The sequence below is a fragment of the Xanthomonas sp. LF02-5 genome, from assembly GCF_034105325.1.
Taxonomy (GTDB): Bacteria; Pseudomonadota; Gammaproteobacteria; order Xanthomonadales; family Xanthomonadaceae; genus Xanthomonas_A; species Xanthomonas_A sontii.
On sequence record NZ_JAXGGF010000003.1, the window covers coordinates 382109 to 408612 of the forward strand.

The 26504-nt window shown below is 71.1% G+C and carries 21 protein-coding genes; 10 read left to right on the forward strand and 11 right to left on the reverse strand.

Features of this window, described 5'->3' with window-relative positions:
• Nucleotides 1-17 precede the first annotated feature (17 nt).
• From SLW52_RS10705 to SLW52_RS10725, 5 genes are all read left to right on the forward strand, one after another.
• On the forward strand, nucleotides 18-959 hold the full coding sequence (locus tag SLW52_RS10705; RefSeq protein ID WP_152182267.1) for an RDD family protein: 942 nt from the start codon (nucleotides 18-20) through the stop codon (nucleotides 957-959).
• A 239-nt stretch (nucleotides 960-1198) separates the two neighbouring features.
• Nucleotides 1199-3685, forward strand: a complete 2487-nt coding sequence (locus SLW52_RS10710) for a DNA topoisomerase I (protein WP_017913294.1) — start codon at nucleotides 1199-1201, stop codon at nucleotides 3683-3685.
• A 289-nt stretch (nucleotides 3686-3974) separates the two neighbouring features.
• Entirely contained in the window at nucleotides 3975-4535 is a 561-nt protein-coding gene (locus SLW52_RS10715) for a Sua5/YciO/YrdC/YwlC family protein (protein WP_295913069.1), read from the forward strand.
• A 692-nt stretch (nucleotides 4536-5227) separates the two neighbouring features.
• A complete protein-coding gene (locus SLW52_RS10720) occupies nucleotides 5228-5983 on the forward strand; it encodes a DUF4124 domain-containing protein (protein WP_267085809.1) in 756 nt (251 codons plus the stop codon).
• Nucleotides 5983-6633 (forward strand): DUF4124 domain-containing protein, encoded by a 651-nt coding sequence (locus tag SLW52_RS10725; protein WP_267085810.1) that lies wholly within the window; start codon nucleotides 5983-5985, stop codon nucleotides 6631-6633. The genes SLW52_RS10720 and SLW52_RS10725 overlap by 1 nt, the downstream gene beginning before the upstream one ends.
• 329 nt (nucleotides 6634-6962) lie before the next feature.
• Here the strand turns inward: SLW52_RS10725 and SLW52_RS10730 are convergent, their stop codons facing one another.
• A complete protein-coding gene (locus tag SLW52_RS10730; RefSeq protein WP_017909765.1) occupies nucleotides 6963-7736 on the reverse strand; it encodes an SDR family oxidoreductase in 774 nt (257 codons plus the stop codon).
• Between the two features lie 87 nt (nucleotides 7737-7823).
• Here SLW52_RS10730 and SLW52_RS10735 point away from each other — a divergent pair, with 87 nt between their 5' ends.
• Nucleotides 7824-8030 carry a hypothetical protein gene (locus tag SLW52_RS10735; RefSeq protein ID WP_017914852.1) on the forward strand — a complete coding sequence of 69 codons (207 nt, stop codon included), beginning with the start codon at nucleotides 7824-7826 and terminating at the stop codon, nucleotides 8028-8030.
• A gap of 82 nt (nucleotides 8031-8112) precedes the next feature.
• On the opposite strand, the gene sppA is transcribed toward SLW52_RS10735, so the two are convergent.
• The 3 genes from sppA to SLW52_RS10750 all read right to left on the reverse strand — a co-directional run bounded on the left by sppA (nucleotide 8113) and on the right by SLW52_RS10750 (nucleotide 13070).
• The gene (gene sppA, locus SLW52_RS10740; protein ID WP_267085811.1) at nucleotides 8113-10011 is read right to left on the reverse strand and encodes a signal peptide peptidase SppA; all 1899 of its coding nucleotides are present in this window, start codon (nucleotides 10009-10011) and stop codon (nucleotides 8113-8115) included.
• Between the two features lie 76 nt (nucleotides 10012-10087).
• A complete protein-coding gene (locus tag SLW52_RS10745; RefSeq protein ID WP_017911990.1) occupies nucleotides 10088-11458 on the reverse strand; it encodes an MATE family efflux transporter in 1371 nt (456 codons plus the stop codon).
• A gap of 160 nt (nucleotides 11459-11618) precedes the next feature.
• A complete protein-coding gene (locus SLW52_RS10750; RefSeq protein ID WP_320740178.1) occupies nucleotides 11619-13070 on the reverse strand; it encodes a hypothetical protein in 1452 nt (483 codons plus the stop codon).
• Nucleotides 13071-13766: 696 nt separating this feature from the next.
• Here SLW52_RS10750 and SLW52_RS10755 point away from each other — a divergent pair.
• Nucleotides 13767-15956, forward strand: a complete 2190-nt coding sequence (locus tag SLW52_RS10755) for a primosomal protein N' (RefSeq protein ID WP_320740177.1) — start codon at nucleotides 13767-13769, stop codon at nucleotides 15954-15956.
• 254 nt (nucleotides 15957-16210) lie between these two features.
• Here the strand turns inward: SLW52_RS10755 and SLW52_RS10760 are convergent, their stop codons facing one another.
• The gene (locus SLW52_RS10760) at nucleotides 16211-17704 is read right to left on the reverse strand and encodes a VanW family protein (RefSeq protein WP_320740176.1); all 1494 of its coding nucleotides are present in this window, start codon (nucleotides 17702-17704) and stop codon (nucleotides 16211-16213) included.
• Between SLW52_RS10760 and SLW52_RS10765 the strand changes: the two genes are divergently transcribed.
• The 3 genes from SLW52_RS10765 to SLW52_RS10775 all read left to right on the forward strand — a co-directional run bounded on the left by SLW52_RS10765 (nucleotide 17687) and on the right by SLW52_RS10775 (nucleotide 20118).
• Nucleotides 17687-17968: a hypothetical protein gene (locus SLW52_RS10765; protein ID WP_320740175.1), complete on the forward strand. Its 282-nt coding sequence runs from the start codon at nucleotides 17687-17689 to the stop codon at nucleotides 17966-17968. The genes SLW52_RS10760 and SLW52_RS10765 overlap by 18 nt on opposite strands.
• A 170-nt stretch (nucleotides 17969-18138) precedes the next feature.
• Complete coding sequence (locus SLW52_RS10770) at nucleotides 18139-19443, forward strand: NAD(P)/FAD-dependent oxidoreductase (protein ID WP_320740174.1); 1305 nt, start codon at nucleotides 18139-18141, stop codon at nucleotides 19441-19443.
• Nucleotides 19444-19500: 57 nt separating this feature from the next.
• Nucleotides 19501-20118 (forward strand): trimeric intracellular cation channel family protein, encoded by a 618-nt coding sequence (locus SLW52_RS10775; protein ID WP_267097867.1) that lies wholly within the window; start codon nucleotides 19501-19503, stop codon nucleotides 20116-20118.
• 114 nt (nucleotides 20119-20232) lie between these two features.
• Here the strand turns inward: SLW52_RS10775 and rpoH are convergent, their stop codons facing one another.
• From rpoH to rhlB, 6 genes are all read right to left on the reverse strand, one after another.
• Nucleotides 20233-21111, reverse strand: coding sequence for an RNA polymerase sigma factor RpoH (gene rpoH, locus SLW52_RS10780; protein WP_026144446.1), 879 nt, complete (start codon nucleotides 21109-21111; stop codon nucleotides 20233-20235).
• Nucleotides 21112-21329: 218 nt separating this feature from the next.
• Nucleotides 21330-22061, reverse strand: coding sequence for a uracil-DNA glycosylase (gene ung / locus SLW52_RS10785; protein ID WP_320740173.1), 732 nt, complete (start codon nucleotides 22059-22061; stop codon nucleotides 21330-21332).
• Nucleotides 22062-22089: 28 nt separating this feature from the next.
• On the reverse strand, nucleotides 22090-22932 hold the full coding sequence (locus SLW52_RS10790; RefSeq protein ID WP_043094535.1) for a response regulator: 843 nt from the start codon (nucleotides 22930-22932) through the stop codon (nucleotides 22090-22092).
• Nucleotides 22933-22939: 7 nt separating this feature from the next.
• Nucleotides 22940-23884, reverse strand: coding sequence for a permease-like cell division protein FtsX (ftsX, locus tag SLW52_RS10795; protein WP_010343178.1), 945 nt, complete (start codon nucleotides 23882-23884; stop codon nucleotides 22940-22942).
• Nucleotides 23881-24567, reverse strand: a complete 687-nt coding sequence (gene ftsE, locus SLW52_RS10800) for a cell division ATP-binding protein FtsE (protein ID WP_043094534.1) — start codon at nucleotides 24565-24567, stop codon at nucleotides 23881-23883. The genes ftsX and ftsE overlap by 4 nt, the downstream gene beginning before the upstream one ends.
• A 73-nt stretch (nucleotides 24568-24640) precedes the next feature.
• Nucleotides 24641-26398, reverse strand: a complete 1758-nt coding sequence (gene rhlB, locus SLW52_RS10805) for an ATP-dependent RNA helicase RhlB (RefSeq protein ID WP_320740172.1) — start codon at nucleotides 26396-26398, stop codon at nucleotides 24641-24643.
• Between the last annotated feature and the right edge of the window lie 106 nt (nucleotides 26399-26504).

Consider the following 26504-nt stretch of genomic DNA (forward strand, 5'->3'; position numbering starts at 1 on the left):
AACTCCCGGGGAACAGAATGACTGAGTGGTACTACGCCGACGCAGCGCAGCAGCGCCATGGGCCGCTAGCGGCCGCCGACCTGCAGCAGCGCTTCCAGCGCGGCGAGATCGGATTGTCCACCCTGGTCTGGCGCGAGGGCCTGAGCGAATGGCGCACCCTGGCCGAGTTCGTCGACGAACTCGGCCTGACCCAGGCACCGGCGCCTGCGATTGCCCCGATCGAGGTTGACCGAGAGACTCCTCCTCCGCCCCCGGCCGCGACCGTCCCCGACGCCTGGACCGCGCCCGCGCCGGCCGTGGCGGCGTCGCCCTATGCGGCGCCCAGCGCCGTGCTCGACGGTGGCGCGCGGGTGGTCGGCGGCGGCGAGGTGGTGCAGGCCGGTTTCTGGAAACGCGTGGCCGCCTACCTGATCGACGCGTTCCTGGTCGGCATCGTCGCCAACGTGATCCAGTTCGTGGTGATGCTGGGCTTCTTCGGGATCACCGGCTTCGGCAAGCAGCCGGACTTCAGCACTGCCGCGGGCATCGTCATGCTGCTCCTGCTGTACCTGCTGCCGATGGCGATCGCGGCGCTGTACTACGGCCTGTTCCACGCCTCCACCAAGCAGGCCACGCTGGGCAAGATGGCGGTCGGCATCAAGGTGGTGCGCACCGACGGCAGCCGCATCACCGTGTCCCGCGGTGTGGGCCGCTACTTCGGCTTCATGCTGAGCAGCCTGACCCTGGGCATCGGCCTGCTGATGGCGGCCTTCACCGAGCGCAAGCAGGCCCTGCACGACATGCTCTGCGACACCCTGGTGGTGGACAAGTGGGCCTACACCGACCACCCGGAATGGCAGCAGCGCAAGCTGGGCACGGTCACGGTGGTGATCCTGGCCCTGTTCGGCCTGCTGTCGGCGGCGGCGCTGCTGGTGGTGGCGCTGGCGATCGGCGTGGCCGCCAAGGGCGGCTGGCACTGAGTCCGGCGGGCTCCGGGAACCCCCGCCGCCGCCAGCGCGCCTGCCCGGCCGGCAGGCGCCGGCTTGACAGCGGGCGCCGGACATGCCCACTAATAAATAAGCGCCGTAGCTGAACGCCCGGGGGTTCCATCCCGGGCGTCGGCTTCTCTGCGAGACCGCAACGCTTCACTAACCGGAGCAATTGCGCCACCCTACCGCCCCCAGGGCGTCCGCCCACGCCCATCGAAGCCCGACCCGCCATGTCCAAGCACCTGCTCATCGTCGAATCGCCCGCCAAGGCCAAGACGATCAACAAATACCTCGGCAAGGATTTCCACGTCCTGGCCTCGTATGGGCACGTGCGCGACCTGATCCCGAAGGAAGGCGCAGTGGATCCGGACGACGGCTTCGCGATGCGCTACGCGCTGATCGACAAGAACGAGAAGCACGTGGAGGCCATCGCCAAGGCGGCCAAGGCGGCCGAGGACATCTACCTGGCGACCGACCCGGACCGCGAGGGCGAGGCGATCAGCTGGCACATCGCCGAGATCCTGCAGGAGCGCGGGCTGCTCAAGGGCAAGCCGCTGCACCGGGTGGTGTTCACCGAGATCACCCCGCGCGCGATCAAGGAAGCGATGGCGCAACCTCGGCAGATCGCCGGCGACCTGGTCGATGCGCAGCAGGCCCGCCGCGCGCTGGACTACCTGGTCGGCTTCAACCTGTCGCCGGTGCTGTGGCGCAAGGTGCAGCGCGGTCTGTCCGCCGGCCGCGTGCAGTCGCCGGCGCTGCGCATGATCGTCGAGCGCGAGGAGGAAATCGAAGCCTTCATCGCCCGCGAGTACTGGTCCATCGCCGCCGATTGCGCGCACCCCTCGCAGCACTTCAACGCCAAGCTGATCAAGCTCGACGGGCAGAAGTTCGAGCAGTTCACCATCACCGACGGCGACACCGCCGAATCTGCGCGCCTGCGCATCCAGCAGGCCGCGCAGGGCGCGCTGCACGTCACCGACGTCGCCAGCAAGGAGCGCAAGCGCCGCCCGGCGCCGCCGTTCACCACCTCCACGCTGCAGCAGGAAGCCTCGCGCAAGCTCGGCTTCACCACCCGCAAGACCATGCAGGTGGCGCAGAAGCTGTACGAAGGCGTGGCGATCGGCGACGAAGGCACGGTCGGCCTGATCTCGTACATGCGTACCGACTCGGTCAACCTGTCGCAGGACGCGCTGGCCGAGATCCGCGACGTGATCGCCCGCGACTACGGCATCGCCTCGCTGCCGGACCAGCCCAACACCTACCAGACCAAGTCCAAGAACGCCCAGGAAGCGCACGAAGCGGTGCGTCCGACCTCGGCGCTGCGTACCCCGTCGCAGGTGGCCCGCTTCCTGACCGACGACGAGCGCAAGCTGTACGAGCTGATCTGGAAGCGTGCGGTGGCCTGCCAGATGATTCCGGCCACGCTCAACACCGTCAGCGTCGACCTGTCGGCCGGCAGCGAACACGTGTTCCGCGCCAGCGGTACCACCGTGGTGGTCCCCGGCTTCCTGGCCGTGTACGAGGAAGGCAAGGACAACAAGAGCGCCGAGGACGAGGACGAAGGCCGCAAGCTGCCGGCGATGAAGCCTGGCGACCGCGTGCCGCTGGAACGCATCCTGGCCGAGCAGCACTTCACCCAGCCGCCGCCGCGCTTCACCGAAGCGGCGCTGGTGAAGGCGCTGGAAGAGTATGGCATCGGCCGTCCCTCGACCTACGCCTCGATCATCCAGACCCTGCTGTTCCGCAAGTACGTGGAGATGGAAGGCCGCAGCTTCCGCCCGTCCGACGTCGGCCGCGCGGTGTCCAAGTTCCTGTCCAGCCACTTCACCCAGTACGTGGACTACGACTTCACCGCCAAGCTCGAAGACGAGCTGGACGCGGTCTCGCGCGGCGAGGAGGAGTGGGTCCCGCTGATGTCGCGCTTCTGGGAGCCGTTCAAGGAACTGGTCGAGGACAAGAAGGAATCGGTCGACCGCGCCGAAGCCAGCGGTGCGCGCGAGCTCGGCACCGACCCCAAGACCGGCAAGCCGGTGAGCGTGCGCCTGGGCCGCTTCGGGCCGTACGCGGCGATCGGCAGCACCGCCGAGGACGCCGAGGACAAGCCCAAATTCGCGTCGCTGCGGCCCGGCCAGAGCATGCACACCATCACCCTGGAGGAGGCGCTGGAGCTGTTCCTGATGCCGCGCAGCCTCGGCCAGGACCAGGGCGAGGAGGTCAGCGTCGGCATCGGCCGCTTCGGCCCGTTCGCCAAGCGCGGTAGCGTCTACGCCTCGCTGAAGAAGGAAGACGATCCCTACACCATCGATCTGGCCCGTGCGGTGTTCCTGATCGAGGAGAAGGAAGAGATCGCGCGCAACCGCATCATCAAGGAATTTCCCGGCAGCGACATCCAGGTACTCAACGGCCGCTTCGGCCCGTACATCAGCGACGGCAAGCTCAACGGCAAGATCCCCAAGGATCGCGAGCCCGCCTCGCTGAGCCTGGACGAAGTGCAGAAGCTGCTGGAGGAAACCGGCAAGCCGGTGCGCAAGGGCTTCGGCGCCAAGAAGGCCGCCGCCAAGAAGGAAGCCGCGCCGAAGAAGAGCGCGGCGAAGAAGGCCGCGGCCGACGCCCCGGCCAAGCCGGCGGCGAAGAAAGCGGTCAAGAAGGCCGCGAAGAAAACCGCCAAGAAAACGGTGAAGAAGGCGGCGAAGAAGACCGTGGCCAAGGGCGGCTGAGCCGCTCTGCGGATGGCCCAGGGCGGCCCGATGCACCCCCTCGAATAGTATGAGCGCGGGCGCCGAGCCGCCTTCTCGCGGTGCCGACGGCGTCTCTCAGCGCCTGAAGATCCGCGACAACCCGATTTTCCTGTGGGAGGGGCTTCAGCCCCCGACGCTTTATCGGTAAGGCGTCGGGGCTGAAGCACCTCCCACAGAAAAGCGGCGGGCCGGAGACTTGCGAAAATCCCGAGTCCTGCCCAACCGACCCTCATTGTCCTTAGACGACGACGTGCCGCATGATGCGCGCATGAACGACCTGTCCCTGAGCCATGCCGTCGCCGTCCTGCGCAAGGGCGGCGTGATCGCCTATCCCACCGAAGCGGTGTGGGGCCTGGGCTGCGATCCGCACGACGAGACCGCCGTGACCCGCCTGCTGCGGATCAAGCAGCGACCCGTGGACAAGGGCCTGATCGTGGTCGCCGCCGAACTGGACCCGTTGCGCCCGTTGCTCGACCTGTCGGCCCTGCCGCCGGACCGGCTGGCCGCGGTGCTGGCCAGTTGGCCCGGACCGCATACCTGGATCCTGCCCGCCGCCGCGCATGCGCCGCCCTGGATCACCGGCGCGCACCAGGGCATCGCCGTGCGGATCAGTGCCCATCCGCTGGTGGCCGCCCTGTGCCGGGCCTGGGGCGGCGCCCTGGTCTCGACCAGTGCCAACCGCGGCGGCGAGCCGCCGGCACGGCAGCGCAGCGAACTGGATCCGCTGGTGCTGGGCGACCTCGACGGCCTGCTCGACGGCGAGACCGGCGGCCTGGCCCAGCCCACCCCGATCCGCGACGCCGCCAGCGGCGAGATCCTGCGCGCCTGAGGCGCTGCTCTTCAGCGCGGCACGCCTGTCTTCCGCCGTGTCGGCGTCTGGCGGCAATGGCGCGATGGGGCCACGCGGGCGCTTCGCGCACCGTACCCTCACCCCAACCCCTCTCCCAGCGGGAGAGGGGTAGCTGTTCCCTTCTCCCATTGGGAGAAGGTGGCCCGAAGGGCCGGATGAGGGTGCGGGCGCAGCCTGGTGCACTCAAACTACACGAGTCGCTTCGCGCCGGACCCTCACCCCAACCCCTCTCCCAGCGGGAGAGGGGTAGCTGCTCCCTTCTCCCATTGGGAGAAGGTGGCCCGAAGGGCCGGATGAGGGTGCGGGCGCAGCCTGGTGCACTCAAACTACACGAGTCGCTTCGCGCCGGACCCTCACCCCAACCCCTCTCCCGACGGGAGAGGGCTAGCTGTTCCCTTCTCCCATTGGGAGAAGGTAGCCGGAAGGGCCGGATGAGGGTCGGGCGAAGCCTCGCAGCGACAGATCAACGCGCCAGTACTGCACGAGCGCGCCCTGGCCGAGGCCGGCGGCACCTTACAGCAGCTGCGAAATGCCGCAGGAAGCGCGCTGACCGACCCGCGGCCTGCCCGATGCGCGACAAGACCCCGCTGCGGCCCCACCCGCGCCATCGCGTCCTGAATCCCCGCTCCCCCGCCCTTTCCCTGGCTGCCCAAGGCGCGCAAGATGCGCGCATGCGCCTCCTTCTCCGCCCATTGCTGCTGCTGAGCCTGTCGTCCTGGATCGGTGCCGGCTGGGCGCAACAGACGCAGACGGTCAGCAGCGACGGCAGCAATGCGTCGGTGCGCATCTATCGCTGCATCGCCGCTTCCGGCGCGGTCAGCCTGCAGAATGCCCCCTGCGAGAACGCGCGCCAGCAGCAGGTCCTGGACATGCAGCGTCCGCGCGATCCGCCGCCGCGGCCGACCACCACCATCAGCACCGATCCGGCACGCGCGCAGGCCTCGCCGGCGCCGCTGCCGCAGCGCGAACTCCGCATCGTCACCGTGCAGCCTGCGCAGCCGATGTACGAGTGCGTCACCCCGGAAGGCGCGCGTTACACCAGCGACGACAACGCCGGCAATCCGCGCTGGGTGCCGCTGTGGGCCTATGGCTATGCCGAGGGCCCGTACGCACGGCCATCCGGGCGCGGCCCCGATGGTCGCTCGCCCGGCCCGCCGGGACCGCCTCCGCCCGGCGGCCCGCGCCCTCCCGGTCCACCGCCGCCTGGGGTGTCCGCCGGCGCCGGCGTGATCGTGCCGGCCGGCAGCACGATGATCCGCGACACCTGCACCGCGCTGCCCGAGCAGGAAGTCTGCGCACGCCTGAGCGATCGCCGCTGGGAACTGATCCGTCGCTACAACAGTGCGCTGCAGAGCGAGCGCCGCGCAATGGAAACCGAGCAGCGCGGCATCGATGCGCGTCTGGCGCGCGACTGCGGCGGCAGCTGATGCGGCGCGCACTCTGCCTCGCCGTGGTGCTGACCTGTGCCGGCGCCGCGCACGCCGAACCGGTGGTGTTCTATCGCTGCACCGACGCGCAGGACAACCTGACCATCCAGAACCAGCCCTGTCCCAAGGGCATGCGCCAGCAGAAAAAAATCATGCAGGGCGTCAGCAGCGCCGCACTGCCGGCCGCGATCGCCGCCCAGCCCGCGCCATCGCCGCCGCCCGCACGCGCCACGACCGCCGCGTCCACCACCACGTCTGCTGACACGCCAACCGCGGCAGACGCAGCCGCCGCGCCACCGCCACCAATGCTGCCGCCCCCGCCGCTGTACACCTGCAGCACCCGCGAGCAGGCGTCCTACATCGGAGAGGTCGCCGAACCGCCGCCGCGGTGCGTGCCGCTGCCCACGACGGATCTGGATGGCGGCCCCAACCAGGCCGGCGGCAGCGCCTGCGAAGTGCTGCGCGACCAGTGCCAGCCGCTGCCCGCCGAGCAGCTATGCGATGCCTGGAAGAACTATGTGGCCGAGGCCGAGACACACTGGCGTTTCGCCGTGCCCGACCATGCCGAGGCACTGCGCACGGAGTTCGAACGCCGCCAGCACCTGCTCGAGGCCAGCGAGTGCGGCGCGCCGGATCGCCGTGCACCGTGACCCATCGCGCGCGCGCGTGGCTGTGCGCCTGTTTTCGTAGGAGCGGCTCCAGCCGCTCCTAGGCATTCCGCTGCGCGCAGTTGATCGCATGCACCACAGCCGGCAGCGCTAAACAAAGCGCTCAGCCAAAAACCACCATCCACCACGATGCATTCGCCGGTCATGTCGCTGGCCGCCGGCAGACAAAGGAACCGGTCACCGCGGTGCGCGCGCACAGCTTCTTGTGGGAGGGACTTCAGTCCCGACGCCGTATCACCCGGGGCGTACCGCACTGCGCCTTTCATCTGCTGCCCTGCGCGCGCGCAGCCGCCACGCAAAGGGCTGACCCGCTAGAACCCATAACGCAAAAAGCCCCCATCCACCGCGATGCATTCGCCGGTGATGTAGCTGGCCGCCGGCAGGCACAGGAAGCCGACCGCCGCCGCCACTTCCTCCGGTTCGCCGATACGGCGCATCGGCGTGCGCTCGATCACTTGCTCGTAGTAGTCCGGATCCGACAATGGGCCGGAGGTGCGGCGGGTGCGGATGTACCAGGGCGCCACCGCATTGACCCGGATGCCGTCCTCGGCCCATTCGGCGGCGAGGTTGCGGGTGAGCTGGTGCAGCGCTGCCTTGGTCATGCCGTAAGGCGCGCCGCTGCGCACGTGGGTCAGTCCCGACACGCTGCCGACGTTGACGATCGCCGAGGCCGCGTGCTGCGCCAGCAGCGGATGCGCGTAGCGCGACAGCTCGAACGCGGAGAACAGGTTGGTCTCGAAGATGCCGCGCCACTCGTCCTCGGTGTAGTCCACCGCAGCCTTGCTGACGTTGCCGCCGGCGTTGTTGATCAGCAGGTGCAGGCCATCGGCATGGTCCTCGACCCAGTCCAGGATCTCGCGGCGGTCCTCGTCGTCGGCGACGTCGGCGGCCAGCGCCAGGATCTCGCGCTCGGGAAAGGTCTCGCGCAACTCGTCGCGCGCCGCTTCCAGCGCGTCGAGGTCGCGCGCCACCAGCAGCAGGTCGGCGCCGAACCCGAGCAGTTCGCGCGCGATCGCCAGGCCGATGCCGGCGCTGGCGCCGGTGATCAGCGCGGTCTGTCCGTCCAGCCGCCAACGGTGCTGCATGCGCGTGCCTGTCTGCTCACATGGGAGGCGTAGGATGATACCTCCACCCTCGAGGAGGTCGCCGCCATGTCCGCACCACTGCGCAGGATGACGTTGGCATTGCCGCTGCTCGCACTGCTGGCCGCATGCAAGCCGGAGCCGCCGCAACCGCCCGATGCGCCGCCACCGCCGAAGGCCAGCGCATTGCGCAGCGCCATCGCCCAGCCGCTGGATCGCGCCAGGCAGACCCAGGCCACGCTCGACCACGCCGCGGCCGCGCAGAACGCCGCGCTCGACGCCGCCACCGCGCAATGAACAACGCCGGCCACGGGGGCCGGCGTTGCAGGAAGCAGGCGACGCGCTCGCAAGAGCGCGCCGCTGCCGGCGCAGGGCCGGCTTACAGACCGCAGAAGCAGTAGGCCAGCGCCTTCACCGGCGCGCCCGGACGGGTGTCGGCCGCATCCTTGACGAAGCGCAGCTGGGTGTCCAGTTCCGGCAGGCTGCGCGCCAGCAGGGCGTGGCCCAGCGCTGAGTCGCTCAGCATCCACACGCCCAGGCGGCTGCCGGCGAACCCACTGACGAACTGCGCTAACGGCGTGGCCGGCTTCTCGACGTAGCGCACCCGGTACTTGTCCGGGCCGCCCAGCTTGGCGCGCGCGGCGGCATCGGCCACCGCGTCCTTGAAGCCGCCGAACGCGTCCACCAGCCCGCGCTCCTTGGCCTGCGCACCGCTCCACACGCGGCCGCGCGCGACCTGGTCGATGGCCTCGACCGACTTGCCGCGCGCCTGCGCGACCTTGCCGGTGAAGTCGGCATAGCCCTTGTTGATCACCGACTGGATCAGCTGGCCCACCGCCGGATCCATCGGCCGGGTCATGTCGAACGCGCCGGCGAAACGGGTGGTGCCGACGCCGTCGGTATGCACGCCGATCTTGTCCAGGGTGCGGGTGATGTTGGGGATCATGCCGAAGATGCCGATCGAGCCGGTGATCGTCGACGGGTCGGCGTAGATGCGATCGGCGTTCATGCTGATCCAGTAGCCGCCGGACGCGGCCAGGTCGCCCATCGACACCACCACCGGCTTGCCGGCGGCCTTCAGCGCCACCACCTCGCGGCGGATCTGCTCGGAGGCGAACACTTCGCCGCCCGGCGAATCCACGCGCAGCACCACCGCCTTGACCGCGTCGTCGTCGCGCGCCTGGCGCAGCAGCGCCGCGGTCGACTCGCCGCCGATGCGGCCGGCCGGCTGTTCGCCGCCGCTGATCTCGCCCGCGGCGACCACCACCGCCACCTGCGGACGCGAGTCCACCGGCGAACGGCGCAGGTCCAGCTGCTGCAGGTAGCCGTCCAGGTCGACGTTGCGGTAGCCGGTGTCGGCATCGTCGTCGGCGACGCCACGCTTGGCCAGCAACTGCTCGACGTCCTCGCGGGTCTTCAGGCCGTCCACCAGCTTCTGCTGCAGGGCGAACTTGGCCAGGTCGCCACCGGCGGCGGCCACGCCCTCGGGCATGGTGTCGATGCCGGCGTTGATCTGCTCAGGCGCCAGCTTGCGCGCCTTGGCGATGTCGGCCACGTAGCGCTGCCATACGTCGTTCATCCAGAACAGGTCGGCTTCCTTGGACGCCGCCGAGGCCGCGTCGAGCACGTACGGCTCGGCGGCGGACTTGTATTCGCCGACCTTGAACAGGTGCACGTCCACGCCGAGCTTGTCCTGCAGGCCCTCGCGGAAGTACTGGCGGTAGCGGCCCAGGCCTTCCAGGGTCATCGAGCCCATCGGGTCCAGGTAGACCTCGTTGGCCTGCGCGGCCAGCAGGTACTGCCACTGATTCAGGTTGTCGCTGTAGGCGACGATCTGCTTGCCGGAGCTGCGCAGGTCCTGCAGCGCCTTCTCCACCTCGCGCATCGAGGCGAAGCCGCTGGGCTGCAGCTTGTCCAGGCGCAGCGCCACGCGCTCTATCTTCGGGTCGGTCTTGGCCGCCTCGATGGCGCGCACCAGGTCGCGCAACTGGATCTCCTGCGCGCCCTTGTCGTTCATCGCCTTGGCCAGCGCGCGGCTGACCGGGTCGGCGCTGAACTGCTCGACCAGCTTGCCTTCCGGCGCGATCAGCAGCGTGGTGCGGTCGCGCAGCGCCTTGCCGCCGTCGCCGCGCGCCATGGCGAACACCATCGCCAGCAGGATCAGCAACAGGAAACCGAAGAACACCAGGTTGAAGATCAACCGGCGGGTGAAGTTCATCACATCCCACAGGCCGACGAAGAAGTTGGCGACGGGGCTGCGACGCACGGGTTGGTTCATGGAAAGCTCCGAAAGGAAGGCGTCTTGCGCCTGCGCAGCATACCGGCTGCATCAGGCGCCGCACATGCGTCTGAAGTCAGGGGGCCGCCGGCGCGGCCAGCAGCCGCGCGCTGCTCCAGCGGAAACGCGCACCCATCATCACCGCGGCCGCGGTCAGACCCAGGATCAGGCCGATCCACATGCCCTGCGGTCCCCAGCCCAGCCACAGGCCGAGGCCGGCGCCCAGCGGCATGCCCAGGCCCCAGTAGGAGCACAGGGCCAGCAACATCGGTACGCGGGTGTCCTTGAGGCCGCGCAGCGCGCCGGCCGACAGCACCTGCACGCCGTCGGGGAACTGAAAGGTGGCCGCGTACAGCAGCAGCGTGGAGGCCAGCGCCGCCACCGCCAGGTCGCTGGTGTAGACGCCGACGATGGCGTCGTGGCCGACCAGCAGCACCAGCGCCGACAGCGCCTGGGTGCCGAGCACGATCGCATAGCCGGCCCAGGCCGCGCCGCGCACGCCTACCGCATCGCCCGCGCCGGCAGCGCGGCCGACCCGCACCGTGGTCGCCTCGGCCACGCCCATCGGCACCATGAAGCACAGCTGCGCCACGTTGATCGCGATCTGGTGCGCCGCCGCCGGTACCTCGCCGAGCCGCGCGATCAGCAGCGCGGTGACGATGAACAGGCCGCCTTCCATCAGGATGGTCACGCCGATCGGCAATCCGGTCTTGAGCAGCCCGACGATCGCGCGCAGATCCGGCGCCTCGAACCGCGCGAACAGGCGCAACGGCGCAAAGCGCCTGGACCGCGCCAGGTAGATGGCGAAGCACAACGCCTGCGCCCACATCATGATCGCCGAGGCCATGCCCAGGCCGCCGGCGCCGTGCTCGCGCAGGCCCCACAGGCCGAAGGTCAGCGCATAGCCGAGCGGCGCCAGCAGCAGCAGGCCGCCGAAGCCGAGCAGCATGGTCGGCAGGGTCCAGTGCATGCCTTCGCTGAGGTAGCGCATGCAGAAGTACAGCACCAGCGCCGGCACGCCCCAACGGATCGCAAGCAGGAAGTCGCGCGCGCCGGGCACGATCTCCGGGGCGATGCCCAGTTGCGGCAGCGCCATCGGCATCACGCTCAGGAACGCGAACATCAGCAGGCCCAGGCCCAGCGACAGCCACAGCGCCTGGCGGAACAGCGGCCCGATCTGCGCATGGCGCTTGGCGCCGTCGAGCTGCGACACCGAGGCGGTCAGGGCGATCAGGGTGCCGATCGGGATCATCATCGGCAGCCACAGCAGCGCGGTGCCGACCGTCACCGAGGCCAACGTGCGGGTGCCGTGGTGGCCGGCGATCACGTTGTCGACGAAGCTGATCAGGCCGGTGGAGACGTGCCCCAGGACCAGCGGCAGGGCGAGCTGCGCGGTGGTGCGCAGTTCGCGGCCCCGGACCGAGGCCGGGGTGGAAGACGAAAACATTGCAAGACTCTGGCGATCCCGCCGACTGCGGCCGCGCAGACAGCGCCGGCACCGGGTGGCGGAGGCCGGGCATTCTACCCGCTGCGGCGGATGACTGCAGGAAAGCCGGGACCCGGGGCCCGGGACCGGGGACCCGGAAAGCCAGAGCGCCCGAAGCGACTCAACGTGCGGCGCGCTGCTTCAGCCAGGCACCACGGCTGTCGGCGCCCTGCGCCAGCAGGTCGCGGCGCAAGGCGGCACGGTCCTGCGGCGGGGTACGTTGCGACAGCAGCGCCAGATGCTCGCGCTGGTCCGCCGGCAGGCCGCGCACCAGGCCCAGCAGTGCCTGCCGCTGCGCCTCCGGCACGTAGCCCAGCAGCGGCTGCAGCGCCCAGAACTCGGCGCCCAGTTCCGGGCCGAGCAACCAGCCGTGGCGCTCCAGGGCGTCCATCTCGGCGAACTGCGCATGCAGGCTGTGCTGCTGCTCGATCGGCAGGCCGGCGAAGGCCGTGGCGACCTGACGCAGCCGCGCCTGCGCCGCCGCCGGCAGCGCATCCCAGGCGGCCTGGCGCGCGCGCAGTTGCGCCGGGGTCAGCGCCGGTGGCGTGGTCGCCGCGGGCGCGACGGCCGGGGCAACGGTGGCAGCCGGCGGGGCTTCGGCGGCCTCCGCCAAGTCGGCCGCGCTGGGAGCACTGCGCTCGATCCGCGGCGGCGGCGCGCCGGCCGCGTACCACGCATAGAAATCCAGGTCGTAGATCGCCGGCTCCGGCAGCGGCGCCGGCGGCTCGGCCGGCAGCGGCGGCGCGCTAGCGGTGTCCGATTCCGGCGGCAGCACTTCCACCTGCACCGGGCCGGTATCGCCCAGCGCCAGGCTCGCGTCGCTGCCACCGGCCGCGGTCGCGGCGCGGGACCGATGCCAGGGCAGGCGGTCCCAGAACACCGTCCCGACCAGGGCCAGCACCACCACCGCGATCACCGCCCCGGCCAGGCGCGTGCGCAGGGCCGAGCGCGCGCCGCGGCGGCGCGGACGCGCCGCGGCCGCGGCAGAGGCCGGCGCCTTGGCCGGCGCAGGCGAGGCCGTGCTGCCGGCGATCGCCGCATCGCGCAGTTGCGCCAGGGCCTGCAGCCGCGCCGGCGGCAGGTCGCGCAGACACTGTTGCGCCGCGTCGGCCAGCGCGCGCCAGCCGGCCGCATCCGGACGCCCGCCGGCGTCGCGCGGGCAGGCCCGCGCCAGCGCCTGCTGGTAGTCCTCGGTGGTCAGCTGCAGCACCTGCGCGGCCAGCGGCTCGTCCAGCCCGGCGACGATGCGCAACAACAGCGCCAGGCGGTCGGCCGGCTGCAGGCTGCGCAGATGCGCCAGCGGCGCCGGCCAGGCACCGTCGGCGGCATCGGCCTGGCGCAGGGTGGGCACCGCAGCGAGCAGCTTCCAGAACCGCAGCGGCCAGTCGGCCATCGGCAGCGCCGCGGCGTGGCTGCGGAAGGCCCGCATCGCCGCCGCCAGGGCCGGCATGCCGCGTTCGGGCCGGCCGCTCTGCAGGTCGGCCAGGACCGCGGCGCGGCGTTCGATGCCGCGCAGGAACGCGGCCAGGGCGGGCGGTGCGGCCACGCCGTCGGAAGGGGGCGTGGCGGTCATCGGGACTCCATCATCGGCGCGATGATAGCGAGGCAGCCGCCACACCGCGCGCTTGACAGCGGCGTCCCGATCGGCTCACCCGCGGCCGTCGCGACGGCCGGTTGTGCACAGCGCCGGAAATTGGCCTGCGACAGGTCTTGTCAAGCCCCCGCGAAACCATGTTGCATCTGTGTTTCACGGCCAAGTTGTTGTTTTGAAAAGAATAAATGCGATTGGCGCTTTTTTGTCCAACTCGTGGCAGAGGCTTGTGAGTCCGTCTTCACGGCGTGGAGCATGCCCGTCATGCACAGCTTTATCCACAGCAGATGTGGATAAATTCGATTCCCCAAGCGCGGCGGCCATTTACGACCGGTTTATCACTTTGCGGGCAGCAATCGCGCGCAACTCCCGCCCCCCGGAACCCACTTTGCGGCGGCCGCTAGGGCGTGTCACCAATCCCCGAGCATGCCGCGCCGTGATTGCGCGTGCCTGTGGCAAGGAAGAGCGAGGAAGTGGACGTCCGTCCACGCCCGAGCGATGACGCGGCCACGGGCGTGCGCAACCGCGGCCCTTCGGGTTGGGTCTGGCAGGCGCGCAGCCGGCGCCGCGCAGCTTGGCCTGACGGCCAGTCAGGCGCTGCGCCCGCAACGCCGGCTGCGCGCCTGCCAGACCCAACGCGGCATGCTCGGGATTGGTGACACGCCCTAGACTAGGCGGATGCCCTCCCCCGCCGCCACGCTCCGCGTCGCCCTGCCCGTGCCGCTGCCGCAGGTGTTCGACTACCTGCCGCCGCCCGGGGGCACGGTCGCCGACGGCGACGTCGGCCGCCGGGTGCAGGTGCCGTTCGGCAATCGCGAACTGAGCGGAGTGGTCGCGGCGATCGGCCAGGTCGAGGACGCGGACGGCCTGCGCGCGGCGTTGGCCTGGCTGGACCCGGTGCCCCTGCTGCACGGCGAACTGGCCGAGTCGCTGCGCTGGTTCGCGCGCTACAGCCACGCGCCGCTGGGCGAGGTGCTGGCGACCGCCCTGCCGGTGCCGTTGCGTCGCGGCGAACCGCTGCCCGACACCCACGCCTGGGCCTGGCGCCTGACCGAGGCCGGCGCCAGCCACCGCGCCCGCGCCGGCACCCGCCCGCACCGCTTCGCCGCGCTGCTGGCGGACGGCGCCATGGACGAGGACCGGCTGGACCAGGCGATGGACGACTGGCGCAGCGCCGCGCGCGCGCTGGCCAAGCGCGGCCACGCCGAGCGCATCGCAGTGCGGGCCAGCGCTGCGGCGCCGCAGCCACAACCCGGTCCGATCCCCAATGCCGAACAGCAGGCCGCCATCGACGCGGTGGTCGCCGCCGCCGGCTTCGCCCCGTTCCTGCTCGACGGTGTGACCGGCAGCGGCAAGACCGAGGTCTACCTGCAGGCGATCGCCGCCTGTCTGGCGCGCGGGCGCCAGGCGCTGGTGCTGGTGCCGGAGATCGGCCTGACCCCGCAGACCCTGGCCCGCTTCCGCGCCCGCCTGGGGGTGCCGGTGCACGCGCTGCATTCGGGGCTCAACGACAACGAACGCGCCCGGGTCTGGGCCGCCGCCTGGCGCGGCGAGGCGCGGGTGGTGGTCGGCACCCGCTCGGCGATATTCGTGCCGCTGCCGCGGGCAGGATTGATCGTGGTCGACGAGGAACACGACGGCAGCTACAAGCAGCAGGACGGCATCCGCTACCACGCCCGCGATTTCGCTTTGGTGCGCGGCAAGGCGCTGGACGTGCCGGTGCTGCTGGGCAGCGCCACGCCGTCGCTGGAGAGCCTGCACAACGCCACCGGCGGCCGCTACGCACACCTGCGCCTGACCCGCCGCGCCGGCGACGCCAGACCGCCGACGGTGCGCGTGCTCGACGTGCGCAAGCGCCCGCTGCAGGACGGGCTGTCGCCGGAGGTGCTGGCCGGGATCGGCACGGCACTGGCCGACGGCGGCCAGGTGCTGGTGTTCAAGAACCGCCGCGGCTATGCGCCGGTGCTGCTGTGCCACGACTGCGGCTGGACCGCGCCGTGCCAGCGCTGCAGCACCCCGCTGCACGCCACGCCGATGACCGTGCACGCCGGCGGCCGGCGCCTGCAATGCCACCACTGCGGCGCGCGCCAGCCGGCGCCGCTGGCCTGCCCGGACTGCGGCAGCCTGGCCCTGCAGCCGCAGGGCATCGGCACCGAACGCCTGGAGGAGCGTCTGGTGCAGGCCTTCCCGGACGTGCCGGTGCTGCGCATCGACCGCAGCACCACCCAGCGCCGCGATGCGCTGGAGACGCAGTTGGCCACGCTCGGCACTGCGCCCGGCATCCTGGTCGGCACCCAGATCCTGGCCAAGGGCCACGACCTGCCGCAATTGAGCCGGGTGGTGGTGGTGGGCATCGACGAAGGGCTGTTCTCCGCCGATTTCCGCGCCAGCGAGAAGCTGGCGCAGCAACTGATCCAGGTCGCCGGGCGCGCCGGCCGCGCCGCGCGCCCGGGCGAGGTCTGGCTGCAGACCCACCACCCCGCGCATCCGCTGCTGCAGACCCTAGTGCACGGCGGCTACCACGCCTTCGCCGCCGCGGAACTGGAGCAACGCGAGGCCGCCGGCTTCCCGCCGTTCGCGCACCTGGCGCTGCTGCGCGCCGAGGCCAAGCAGGTCGAACACGCCAACGCCTTCCTCGCCGCGGTGCGCGCACTGCTGCCGGTGCAGGACGAGGTGCAGCGCTTCGGCCCGATGCCGGCGCCGATGCCGCGCCGCGCGGGTTTCCAGCGCACCCAGTTGCTGCTGTCGGCCAACACGCGGCGCGCGCTGCACGCGTTGCTGGACGCGGCGGTGCCGGCGATCCACGCGCTGCCGCAGGCACGGCGGGTGCGCTGGTCGCTGGATGTGGATCCGCAAGATCTGTACTGACACGGCGAGTGGTGGCAGCTCGGCAGAACCGACGCGCTGTCCAATGCCGTAGAAGCGGCTTCAGCCGCGATGAGGCGTTACCGGGAGTGCTTCGTCGCGGTTGAAGCCGCTGTTACGAGGCATGAGGCAATGGCGCGTATCGCGACACCACCCGTATTCCCCCCCGGAGCCGCTCTAGAGGAACAGCGCATCCGCTTGACGCGTAGCGAGGCAGGCGGGCAACGCGCCAGCGGCCGTGACACCTCGTGCGTTGCTCAGCCCGCCAGACCCAAGGCGTCGATCACCTGCGCGCGCAGCGCGGCGCTGTCGCCGGCCTCCACGCAGCGCCACGCGCCAGCGTCCGCGGACAGGCCGCAGGCGGCGGTGGCGATCACCGGTTTGCCCAGCGCCATGGCCAGCAACAGGCCGCGCGGCTGTTGTTCGATCCACGCCGGCAGCAGCACCAGGCAAGCAGCGTGCACACCTTCGGCCATCGACGCGACCCGATGCACCGCGATGCCGTTCCAGAAGTCCGGCGTCTCCTGCGCACCGGGCGGCAGCAGCAACACCAGCGGCAAATCACGCACCGCCTCACGCAGTTCGTAGGCGCCCTTGCGCGCCAGCGCCGAGGCCGCCAGTAGTACCCGCGGTACGGCGTCCGCCGTGGTGGCCGCATGCTCCGGCGCGGCTGCCGGGAGCGCCGGCCGTTGCCATGCCAGCGCGAGGCCGCGGCTGCCGGCCAGCGCCAGCAGTTCGCGATGCGGCGTGATCCAGTGCCGCGCCCGCGCCAGTGCCGCACGCTCGGCGGCGACCAGCGAAGGATCGGCGCGGAAATCGCGCAGGGTGGGACTGTGCGGATGCCGCTGCGCGGCCACGTCCAGGCGCGCCTGCAGCAGATGCATCGGCAAGGCGGTCATGCACACGTCCCAGCGCCGGCCCTGCAACTCGCCGGCCAGCCACAGCTCCGGCAACAGGCTCTGCGGCACCACCAGGTCGACATCGCGCGCGCCCAGGCGCCGCCGCAGCGCCTGCAGGCGGATGCGCTGCGCGCGCTGGCGCGCCTGCGGCAACGGCATGCCGCGCCACAACCACCAGCGCCGCAGCAGCGCCGCGCGCAAGGCCGCGACGCTGGTCCGCGGCAGCGCCAGCACGCGGTCGCCGGGTTGCTGCCGGCGTCGGCGGTCCGTGGCGAACTCCGGCCATTCCTCGTCGACCAGCCAGGTGCGGTGCAGCCCATCGGGCACCGCTGGCACATGGCGATGGCAGGCACTGCGGCCGCAGCGGGTGCAGTCGTTGGCGGCGTCGACACCGGCCGGCGCGGTGGGTCGCTGCAGCGGCGGCAACGGCAACGCCGCCGGCGCCACGGCACCGCCACGGATGCGCACGTGCAGCGCTTCGCCGTCCAGCCACACCTCCAGCCGCCACGGCGCGGCGGCGCGCAGGCGCAGGTCCACGTAGTTCCAGAACACCACCGCGTCGCGGTCGCGCTCGGCCAGGGAGCCGGCAATCACCTGGGTGTGGCGGTGCCGCTCGACGATCTCCAGACCTTGCCGCAGCGCCGCGTCGTAGATCGCATTGGACACCTGGCACAGGCCACCGCCGATCGACGGCACCAGGCAGCCCTCGCGCAGTTCGCGGCCGGCGACGAAGCCGCGACGGCCGGTGGCGCGGCCGAGCTGGCGCCAGAAACCGAAGGTCGCCCCGGCCGGCACCTCCACGCCGTGCAGCGCACGCGCGGCCAGGCGCAGGTTGTGGATCTTGCCGGCCACCAGCTGCGGCGCGGTCTCCTCGCTGTCGGGCCACAGCGCGGTGACGGATTCGGCACAGCTGCCGTCGGCGATCGCCAGGCCGGCATCGCGGCGATGCCGGCGCGGACCGTCGCGCAGATCGTGCAGCGCGCGGCGCAGTTGCAGCGCACGGTCGTGGCCCAGAACAGCAGGCTGCGCCAGCGCGACGGCAGCAGCGCCGGCGGCGGCGCCGATGCGCGCGGCTTCACTGTCGCTGGCATGAGCGTGCGTCCTCCCTGTCGCTGACCGCGCTTGGCATCGCGTTACTATACGGACATGCAGGTCCGGCCCTCGACGTTCGCGCAGCGCCTCACCGGCAGCGCGCGTTCCAGCGGATCGGCGCGCCGCGCGGCTGCGACGCGACCGCCGCGCCGACAGCGGACGCCTCCTCTCCCCTTCCCCTCCTGGAGTCCTGCATGGACGACACACGCGTGCCGCACCTGATCGTGGTCGGCGGTGGCTTCGCCGGCTTGTGGGCCACCCGCGCTCTGGCCAGGACGCCGCTGCGCATCACCCTGATCGACCGCCGCAACCATCACCTGTTCCAGCCGCTGCTGTACCAGGTCGCCACCGCCGGCTTGTCGGCCCCGGACATCGCCGCGCCACTGCGGCAGATCCTGCGCCACCAGGACAACGTCGAAGTGCGCCTTGGGGAAGTCGTCGACATCGACAAGCAGGCGCGGCAAGTGCGCCTGGCCGATGGGCAGACGCTGGCCTACGACTACCTGCTGGTCGCCACCGGCGCCACCCATGCCTATTTCGGTCACGACGACTGGGCCGCGCACGCACCCGGCCTGAAGACCCTGGACGACGCGCTGCAACTGCGCCGGCACCTGCTGCTGGCGTTCGAACGTGCCGAAGCGGAAACCGACCCCGCCGCGCGCGCGGCCTGGCTCAGCTTCGCCATCGTCGGCGGCGGCCCCACCGGGGTCGAGCTGGCCGGCACCCTGGCGGAGATCGCGCGGCACACGCTGAAGCACGAGTTCCGCCGCATCGACCCGGCCGAGGCGCGGGTGCGGCTGATCGAGGCCGGCCCGCGGGTGCTGTCCTCGTTCCCCGAACATCTCTCGGCCAAGGCGCAGAAACAGCTGGAGAAGCTCGGCGTGGACGTGCTGACCGGGGTCCCGGTCGCCGACATCGACGCCCATGGCTACCGCCTCGGCAGCACCTTCGTGCCGGCGCGCACCGTGGTCTGGGCCGCCGGCGTGGCCGCCTCGCCGCTGGCGAAGACCCTGCAGACGCCGCTGGACCGCAGCGGCCGCGTGCAGGTGCAGCCGGACCTGAGCGTACCCGGCCATCCGGAACTGTTCGTCGCCGGCGACCTGGCCGCGCTGCAGCAGGCCGACGGCCGCCCGGTTCCCGGGGTGGCGCCGGCCGCCAAGCAGATGGGCCGGCACGTCGCAGACACCCTGCGCCGGCGGCTGCGCGGCGACACCGCCAGCGTGCCGTTCCGCTATGCCGACTACGGCAACCTGGCCACCATCGGGCGCATGGCCGCGATCGTGCACCTGGGCCGGCTGCAGCTCTCCGGGGTGCTGGCCTGGTGGTTCTGGCTGGCCGCGCACGTGTTCTTCCTGATCGGCTTCCGCAACCGCGTGGTGGTGCTGCTCAACTGGGCCTGGGCGTACTGGAGCTACCAGCGCGCCGCGCGCATCATCCTCGGCGACCCGCCCGCGGCGGAGGACACGCAGGCGCAGCCCGCACCGCCCGTGGACAGGTGACACTGCAAGGCCGGGCTGCGATCCTAGCCGGCCTTTTTGCTGCAGCGCAGTGCCGTTTTGGCCACCTTCCTGTTCCTGCTCGACCTGCTGGGCACCTTCGTGTTCGCGATCAGCGGCGCCACCGTCGGCGTGCGCCATCGCCTGGACCTGTTCGGGGTGCTGGTGCTGTCGTGCGCGGCCGCGGTCTCCGGCGGCATCGCCCGCGACGTGCTGATCGGCGCCACCCCGCCGGCGGCGCTGGCCGACGTGCGCTATCTCGGCGTCGCCTGCCTGGCCGGGCTGCTGGCTTTCTACAGCCACCACACGGTCGAGCGCCTGCGCAATCCGGTGCAGATCTTCGACGCGATGGGTCTGGCGCTGTTCGCGGTCTACGGCACCAGCAAGGCGCTGGCGTTCGGCCTGGGTCCGCTCAGCGCGCCGCTGTTGGGCATGCTCAGCGGCATCGGCGGCGGCATCGTCCGCGACCTGCTGGTGGCGCGCACGCCGGTGGTGCTGCAGGCCGAGCTGTACGCGGTGGCGGCGCTGCTCGGCGGCGGCGTGGTGGCCGCGGCGCAGGTGCTGCATCTGCCGCAGCCCTGGGGCCTGGGAGTGGGCGCGGCGCTGTGCTTCGGCCTGCGCTTCATGGCGATCCGCTATGGCTGGCACCTGCCGGTGGCACGCCCGCCGGAGTCGTGATCCAGCGGCGTGCGGACGGACTTCCGCAGCCGGCAGTCGCAGCCGCCCAGGACAAGAAAAAGGCCCGGCAATGCCGGGCCTTCTCGCGCGTTGCAATCGCTCGCCGCAGGCGACTCAGGCGACGAACAGCGCCTTCATCTTCTTCAGCGCGTTCGCCTCGATCTGGCGAATGCGCTCGGCCGACACGCCGTACTCGTCGGCCAGTTCCTGCAAGGTGATCTTGCTGTCGGCATCCAGCCAGCGGCGCTTGATGATGTCGCGCGAACGCGCATCCAGTTCCGCCAGGCCTTCGCGCAGCAGCTGCAGCTGGTTGTCCTCGCTGTCGGCGCGTTCGTAGGCCTGCGAGGGATCTTCCTCGTTGGCCATCAGATACGCGGCCGGCGACGGCGGTGCGTGGTCGTCGTCCTCGTCGGACGGCGCGTCGAAGCCAATGTCGCGACCGGAAAGGCGCGACTCCATCTCCATCACCTCGCGCTCGGACACGTTGAGGTCCTTGGCCACGGCGGTGACCTCGGCCGCGTTCATCCAGCCCAGGCGGGTCTTGGACTTGCGCAGGTTGAAGAACAGCTTGCGCTGCGCCTTGGTCGTGGCGACCTTGACGATGCGCCAGTTCTTCAGGATGTACTCGTGCATTTCGGCACGGATCCAGTGCACCGCGAAGCTGACCAGGCGCACGCCCATGTCCGGGTCGAAGCGCTTGACCGCCTTCATCAGGCCGATGTTGCCTTCCTGGACCAGGTCGCCCAGCGGCAGGCCGTAGCCGTTGTAGCCGCGGGCCACGTGGACCACGAAGCGCAGGTGGGAATGGACCAGTTCGCGGGCCGCGTCCAGGTCTTCCTGGTCGCGATATCGCACCGCCAGTGCACGTTCCTCGTCGGACGTCAGCACCGGGATCTGATGCACGGCGCCGATATAGGCATCCAGCGAACCGAGCGGACTGGGGATCGGGAGGTTGTTGGCAACCAATGCGTTGGAAGTAAGCGTCTGGCTCATAGGGCTCATCTTAGCAGTCTACTAATTGGACTGCTGGGTACAGTAAAAAGTTCCTGTGTTCTGTTTATGCAACATATGAATCAGGAATGACACTGCATCACAAGCCACTGAAACAATCGGGACGCATCGTCATCCCGTTCTCTGACCGCAAAAGTACCAGCCAGTTCGCGAAAATGGCGTCCACGTCAGGCGACAGCGTCGCCCTGTCCAACCGCGGTTCAGGCGCCGCCCAGCACCGCTTCCAGCTCTGCGCGCGGCGGCAGACTCCAGTCGATGGGGGCGGCGCCGCGGCGCTTCAAGTACTCATTGGCCGCGGAGAAATGCTTGCAACCGAGGAAGCCGCGGTGCGCCGACAGCGGCGAGGGGTGCGGGGCCTTGAGCACACGGTGGCGGCGGGTGTCGATGACCTTGCCCTTGGCCTGGGCATAGCTGCCCCATAGCAGGAACACCAGACCCTCGCGCTCGCGGTTGAGGGTCTCCACGACGTGGTCGGTGAAGCCCTCCCAGCCCTTGCCCTGGTGCGCGCCGGCGCGGCCTTCCTCCACCGTCAGCACCGCGTTGAGCAGCAGCACGCCGCGCTGCGCCCACGGCAGCAGGCAGCCGTGGTCCGGCCGGCGGATGCCCAGGTCGTCCTCGATCTCCTTGTAGATGTTCAGCAGCGACGGCGGCACCGACACCCCCGGCAGCACCGAGAAGCACAGCCCGTGCGCCTGGCCGTCGCCGTGGTACGGGTCCTGGCCGAGGATCACCACCTCCACCTTTTCGAACGGGGTGGCGTCGAAGGCGGCGAAGATCTGCCGCCCCGGCGGGAACACCCGCGCACCGGCGGCCTTGCGCTGGCGCAGGAAGGTGGCCAACTCGCGCATCTCCGGACGCAGCAGCCAGTCGCCGACCTGCGCCTTCCACGACGGCTCCAGCTGGATCCGGCTTTCGTCTTCGTTGTTGCTCATCGCTTGCAGGCTCGGGACATCACATCGGTCAGAAGGTCACCGCGATCTCGTCGAGCCGCGCCAGGCGCAACTGGAACAGCACCTTGGTGACCAGCAGGCGCTCTTCGATCGGTTTCTGCACCAGGTCATTGGCGCCGGCGCGCAGCAGCTCGGACTGGGTGTGCGGATTGCTGTCGCCGGTCATCACCAGCACCGGCATGCGCCGCTTGCCGTAGGCGAAGTCGACGCGGATGCGCTGGACCACGTCGCGGCCGTTGAGCTCGCCTTTCAAGGTGACGTCGGTCAGCACCAGGTCGATGCGGCGGGTGGTGCGGCCCAGCGACTCGGCGGTCAGCAGGGCGAAGGCGTCCTCGGCGCTGAGCACGTGCACCACGTGCAGCTGCTGGCGCTCGAGCATGCGCTTGGTGGCTTCGGCCACCACCCGGCTGTCCTCGACGTAGAGCACGGTGGCGCCGGCCACCGGCTGCGGCTGCACGTAGCCGCGAATGAAGGTGGCCAGCGCCTCGTGGCCGAGCGCCTTGTCGAAATAGTCGGTGACGTACTCGGTGAAGCGGCGCTCGATCAGGTGCTGCTGGGCGTCGCCGGAGACCACGATCACCGGCACGTAGGCCTGGCCGGCGGCCTCGCGCACGCTGCGCGCCAGGGTCAGGCCGTCGCCGTCGGGCAGCCCCAGCGAGGTGGTGACCAGATCGACCGGACCGGCCTCCAGCGCGGCGCGCGCCTCGGCGATGCTGGCGCAGCCGACCACGGTCACGTCGGGCAGTTCGCGGTGCAGCACGTCGGCGATCAGCTTGCGCACCAGCTTCGAGCCATCGACCACCATCACCCGGGGGGCGGCGCTGATCAGATGCTTGAGCTCGTGCCCGGCCATGTGCGCCTCAGGTGTCGGTGGGCCGCGTCTGGCGCAGGAAGTGGCCGGTCACCAGCCAGGCGCCGAGCCAGCCCAGCAGCAGGGTGCCGAGCAGCACGAAGCCGGCGTGCAGCGCGTCCAGCCCGTGCAGCACGAAGTGGCTGCCGTAGCTGTCGGCCAGCGCCGCCAGCGGCTGGCCCAGGGCCATGCCGGAGGCCGCGAGCAGGCCCAGCGCCAGCACTCCGGCGCCGAAACCGTACCAGGCGCCCAGGTACAGGAACGGGCGGCGGATGAAGCCGTCGCTGGCGCCGAGCAACTGCAGCACGCCGATCTCCTCGCGCCGCGACTGGATGTCCAGGCGCACGGTGTTGCCGACCACCAGCACCGCACCGGCGCCGAGCAGCAGCGACAGCACCTGCACCAGGCGTTCGCCGAAATGCAGCCAGCCGTCCAGGCGCTTGCGCCACAGCGCGTCGTGCTGGACCAGGTCGGCCTGCGGCAGCGCGGTCAGCGCGGTCGCCAGCGGGGTGTCGTCGGCCGCGGCGGGGGTGACGATCAGCAGCGTCGGCAGCGGGTTGTCCTGCAGCGCGTCCAGCGCTTCGCCCAGGCCGGCGCTGTCGCGCAGTTCGGCCATGCCTTCGGCGGGGGTGCGCAGCGTTACCGCGGCCACGTCGGCGCGGCCGCGCAGGGTCTGCGCCAGCGCCTGCGCCGCGGCGGCGTCGACGTCGGTCTTCAGGAACACGTTGATGTCGCGCGACTGCTGCACGCTGCCGGCGAACTGCTTGAGGTTGTCCAGGGCGATCGACAGGCCCAGCGGCAGGGTCAGCGCCAGCGCCATCACCGCCATGGTCAGCAGCGTGGCCCACGGCTTGCGCATGGCGCGGCCGAGGCTGTAGACGATGCTGTGCAGGTGGTGGTCCCACCACACGCCCAGCCGCGAGGGCGCCGCGGCGCCGGCGTTGCGCGCGCTCATTCGGCCAGGTCCTGCGGCGAGATGTCGTCGACCAGGCGGCCGTGGTCCAGGATCAGCACGCGCTTGCGCATCTGCTTGAGCAGGGCCAGGTCGTGGCTGACCACCAGCACGCTGGTGCCGCGCGCCGGCAGTTCGGCGAACAGCTGCATGATCTCGGCGGCCAGGGTCGGGTCGAGATTGCCGGTGGGTTCGTCGGCGACCAGCAGCCGCGGTTCGCCGACCATCGCCCGGGCGATGCCGACGCGCTGCTGCTCGCCGGCCGACAGCTGCGAAGGCAGCGCCTTCTCGCGGTGGCCCAGGCCCATGCGCTCGAGCACCGAGCGCACGCGCTTGCCGATCTCGGCGCGACGGGTGCCGCGCAGGATCAGTGGCAGCGCGACGTTCTCGGCGATGCTGCGGTCGGTGAGCAAGCGGTGGTCCTGATAGACCGCACCGACCTCGCGCCGATGCAGGGGCACGCGGCGGCCGCGCACCTTCAGCAGGTTGCGCTCGCCGAACAGCACCGCGCCGCGCGAGGGCCGCTCGCTCAGGTGGATCAGCTTGAGCAAGGTGCTCTTGCCGGCACCGGAATGGCCGGTGACGAACAGCATCTCGCCCTCCTCGACCTCGAAGCTGACGTCCACCAGCGCCGCGTGGCCGCCGGCGTACTGTTTGCTGACATTGTCGAACCGCAGAACGCTCATCCGGCGATTATGCCGGAGCGGCCCGGGTGTTCGTCCACCGCGCGCGTCGCACGCGGCGGACGGCCGGTCCGGCTCAGGAGCTGGACACCAGCGAGCGCAGCTTGCGGCCCAGGCGGGTCAGGAACGAATCGTTCTTCGCCGCCGCACCACGCTCGGCCTGGCGCGCGGCCTTGACCGGGGTGGCCACGACCTGCACCGGCTTGGCCGGGGCCGCGGTCGCCGGCGCGACGCTGCCGTTGCCGGCCTGTGCGCCCTCGGCGCCTTCCAGCGGACGCCCGCCGCGACGGCGACGGCGCTTGCGCGGCGGACGCTCGCCTTCGACCGCGGGCGCTGCGCCCTCGGCCGGCGCAGCGCGCGGCGGCTTGGGCGCGGGCGCCGGCGCGGCGGCAACCGGCGCAGTGCCGTCGGCCGCAGCGGCCGTGGCATCGGCCGGACGCGGCGTGCGCGGACGCCGCGGCTTGCCGTCGGCGCTGCGCGACTCGCCACGGCCGCCCGGGCCGCTGCGGCCGCCGCCGGGCTTGCCGCGCCCGCCGCCGCGACGCTGCTCGTCGGCCTCGCGCTGGGCGCGGGCCTCGCGGAAGATCTCGCCGATGCTCTCCTCGCCATCGGCCTCGGCGGCCTCGCCCTCCACCGGCGCGCGCGGGGTGCGCGGCAGCGCCACCAGCAGCTCGGCGGTGACCGGCTCGACCGGGATCTTCTGCTCGATGTAGGCCTCGATGTCCGGCAGGCTCATCGCGTAGCGCTCGCAGGCGAAGCTGATCGCGTCGCCCTCCTCGCCCAGCCGCGCGGTACGACCGATGCGGTGCACGTAGTCCTCGGCGTCGAACGGCAGGTCGTAGTTGTAGACGTACTTGACCCCGTCGATGTGCAGGCCGCGCGCGGCCACGTCGGTGGCCACCAGGATCTCCAGCTGGCCCTTCTGGAAGCGGTTGAGCAGGGTCTCGCGCTTCTTCTGCGGCACGTCGCCGGACAGCACGCCGACCCGGTAGCCGTTGCGCTCAAGCGCCCGCGCCACGCGCTCGACAAACGCCTTGGTGTTGACGAACACCATGGTGCGCGCGCCCTCGCTGCGCGACAGCAGACCCAGCAGCAGGGTCAGCTTCTCCTCGTCGGAGGGGAAGTAGATGCGCTGGCGCACGCGCGCGGCGGTGATGCTCTCGGTCTCGACGACGAGCTTTTCCGGCTCGTTCATGTGCTCGTAGGCCAGCTCCAGCACGCGGTGGCTGAGGGTGGCCGAGAACAGCAGGGTCTGGCGGGTACCGCGCTCGGGCATGCGCCGCAGCAGGAAGCGGATGTCCTTGATGAAGCCCAGGTCGAACATGCGATCGGCTTCGTCGAGCACGCAGATCTCGCAGGCGTGCAGCGACACCACCTTGTGCTGCTTGACGTAGTCGATCAGCCGGCCGGGGGTGGCGATGATCACGTCCACGCCCTGCTGCAGCAGTTCGCGCTGCTTGTCGTAGTCCACGCCGCCGTAGACCAGGGCGAAGCGCAGGCCCAGCTCGGAGCCGAACTTGACCGCGTCCTTGTGGATCTGGATCGCCAGTTCGCGGGTCGGGGCCAGGATCAGCGCGCGCGGATCCTCCGGCTTGCGATCGGCCAGCGCCGGGCGGCTGAGCAGGCGATTCATCACCGCCACCAGGAACGCCAGGGTCTTGCCGGTACCGGTCTGGGCCTGGCCGGCCACGTCGCGGCCGGGAAGGGCCACCGGCAGGGTCAGCGCCTGGATCGGGGTGCAGCGGGTGAAGCCGGCGCTTTCGAGGCCTGCGAGCAGCGCGGGCTGCAGTTCGAACGCGGAAAAAGTCACATCGGTCAGCGGTTTGTCGCTCATCATTCCATCTTCGTGAGGCCACCCCGCCCGAAGCGTAAGGTCGCGGCTTGCATCGGTCCCGGCAGCGTCGCACACTGGCGTCTTCCATGCCGGGTCGCGCGACAGG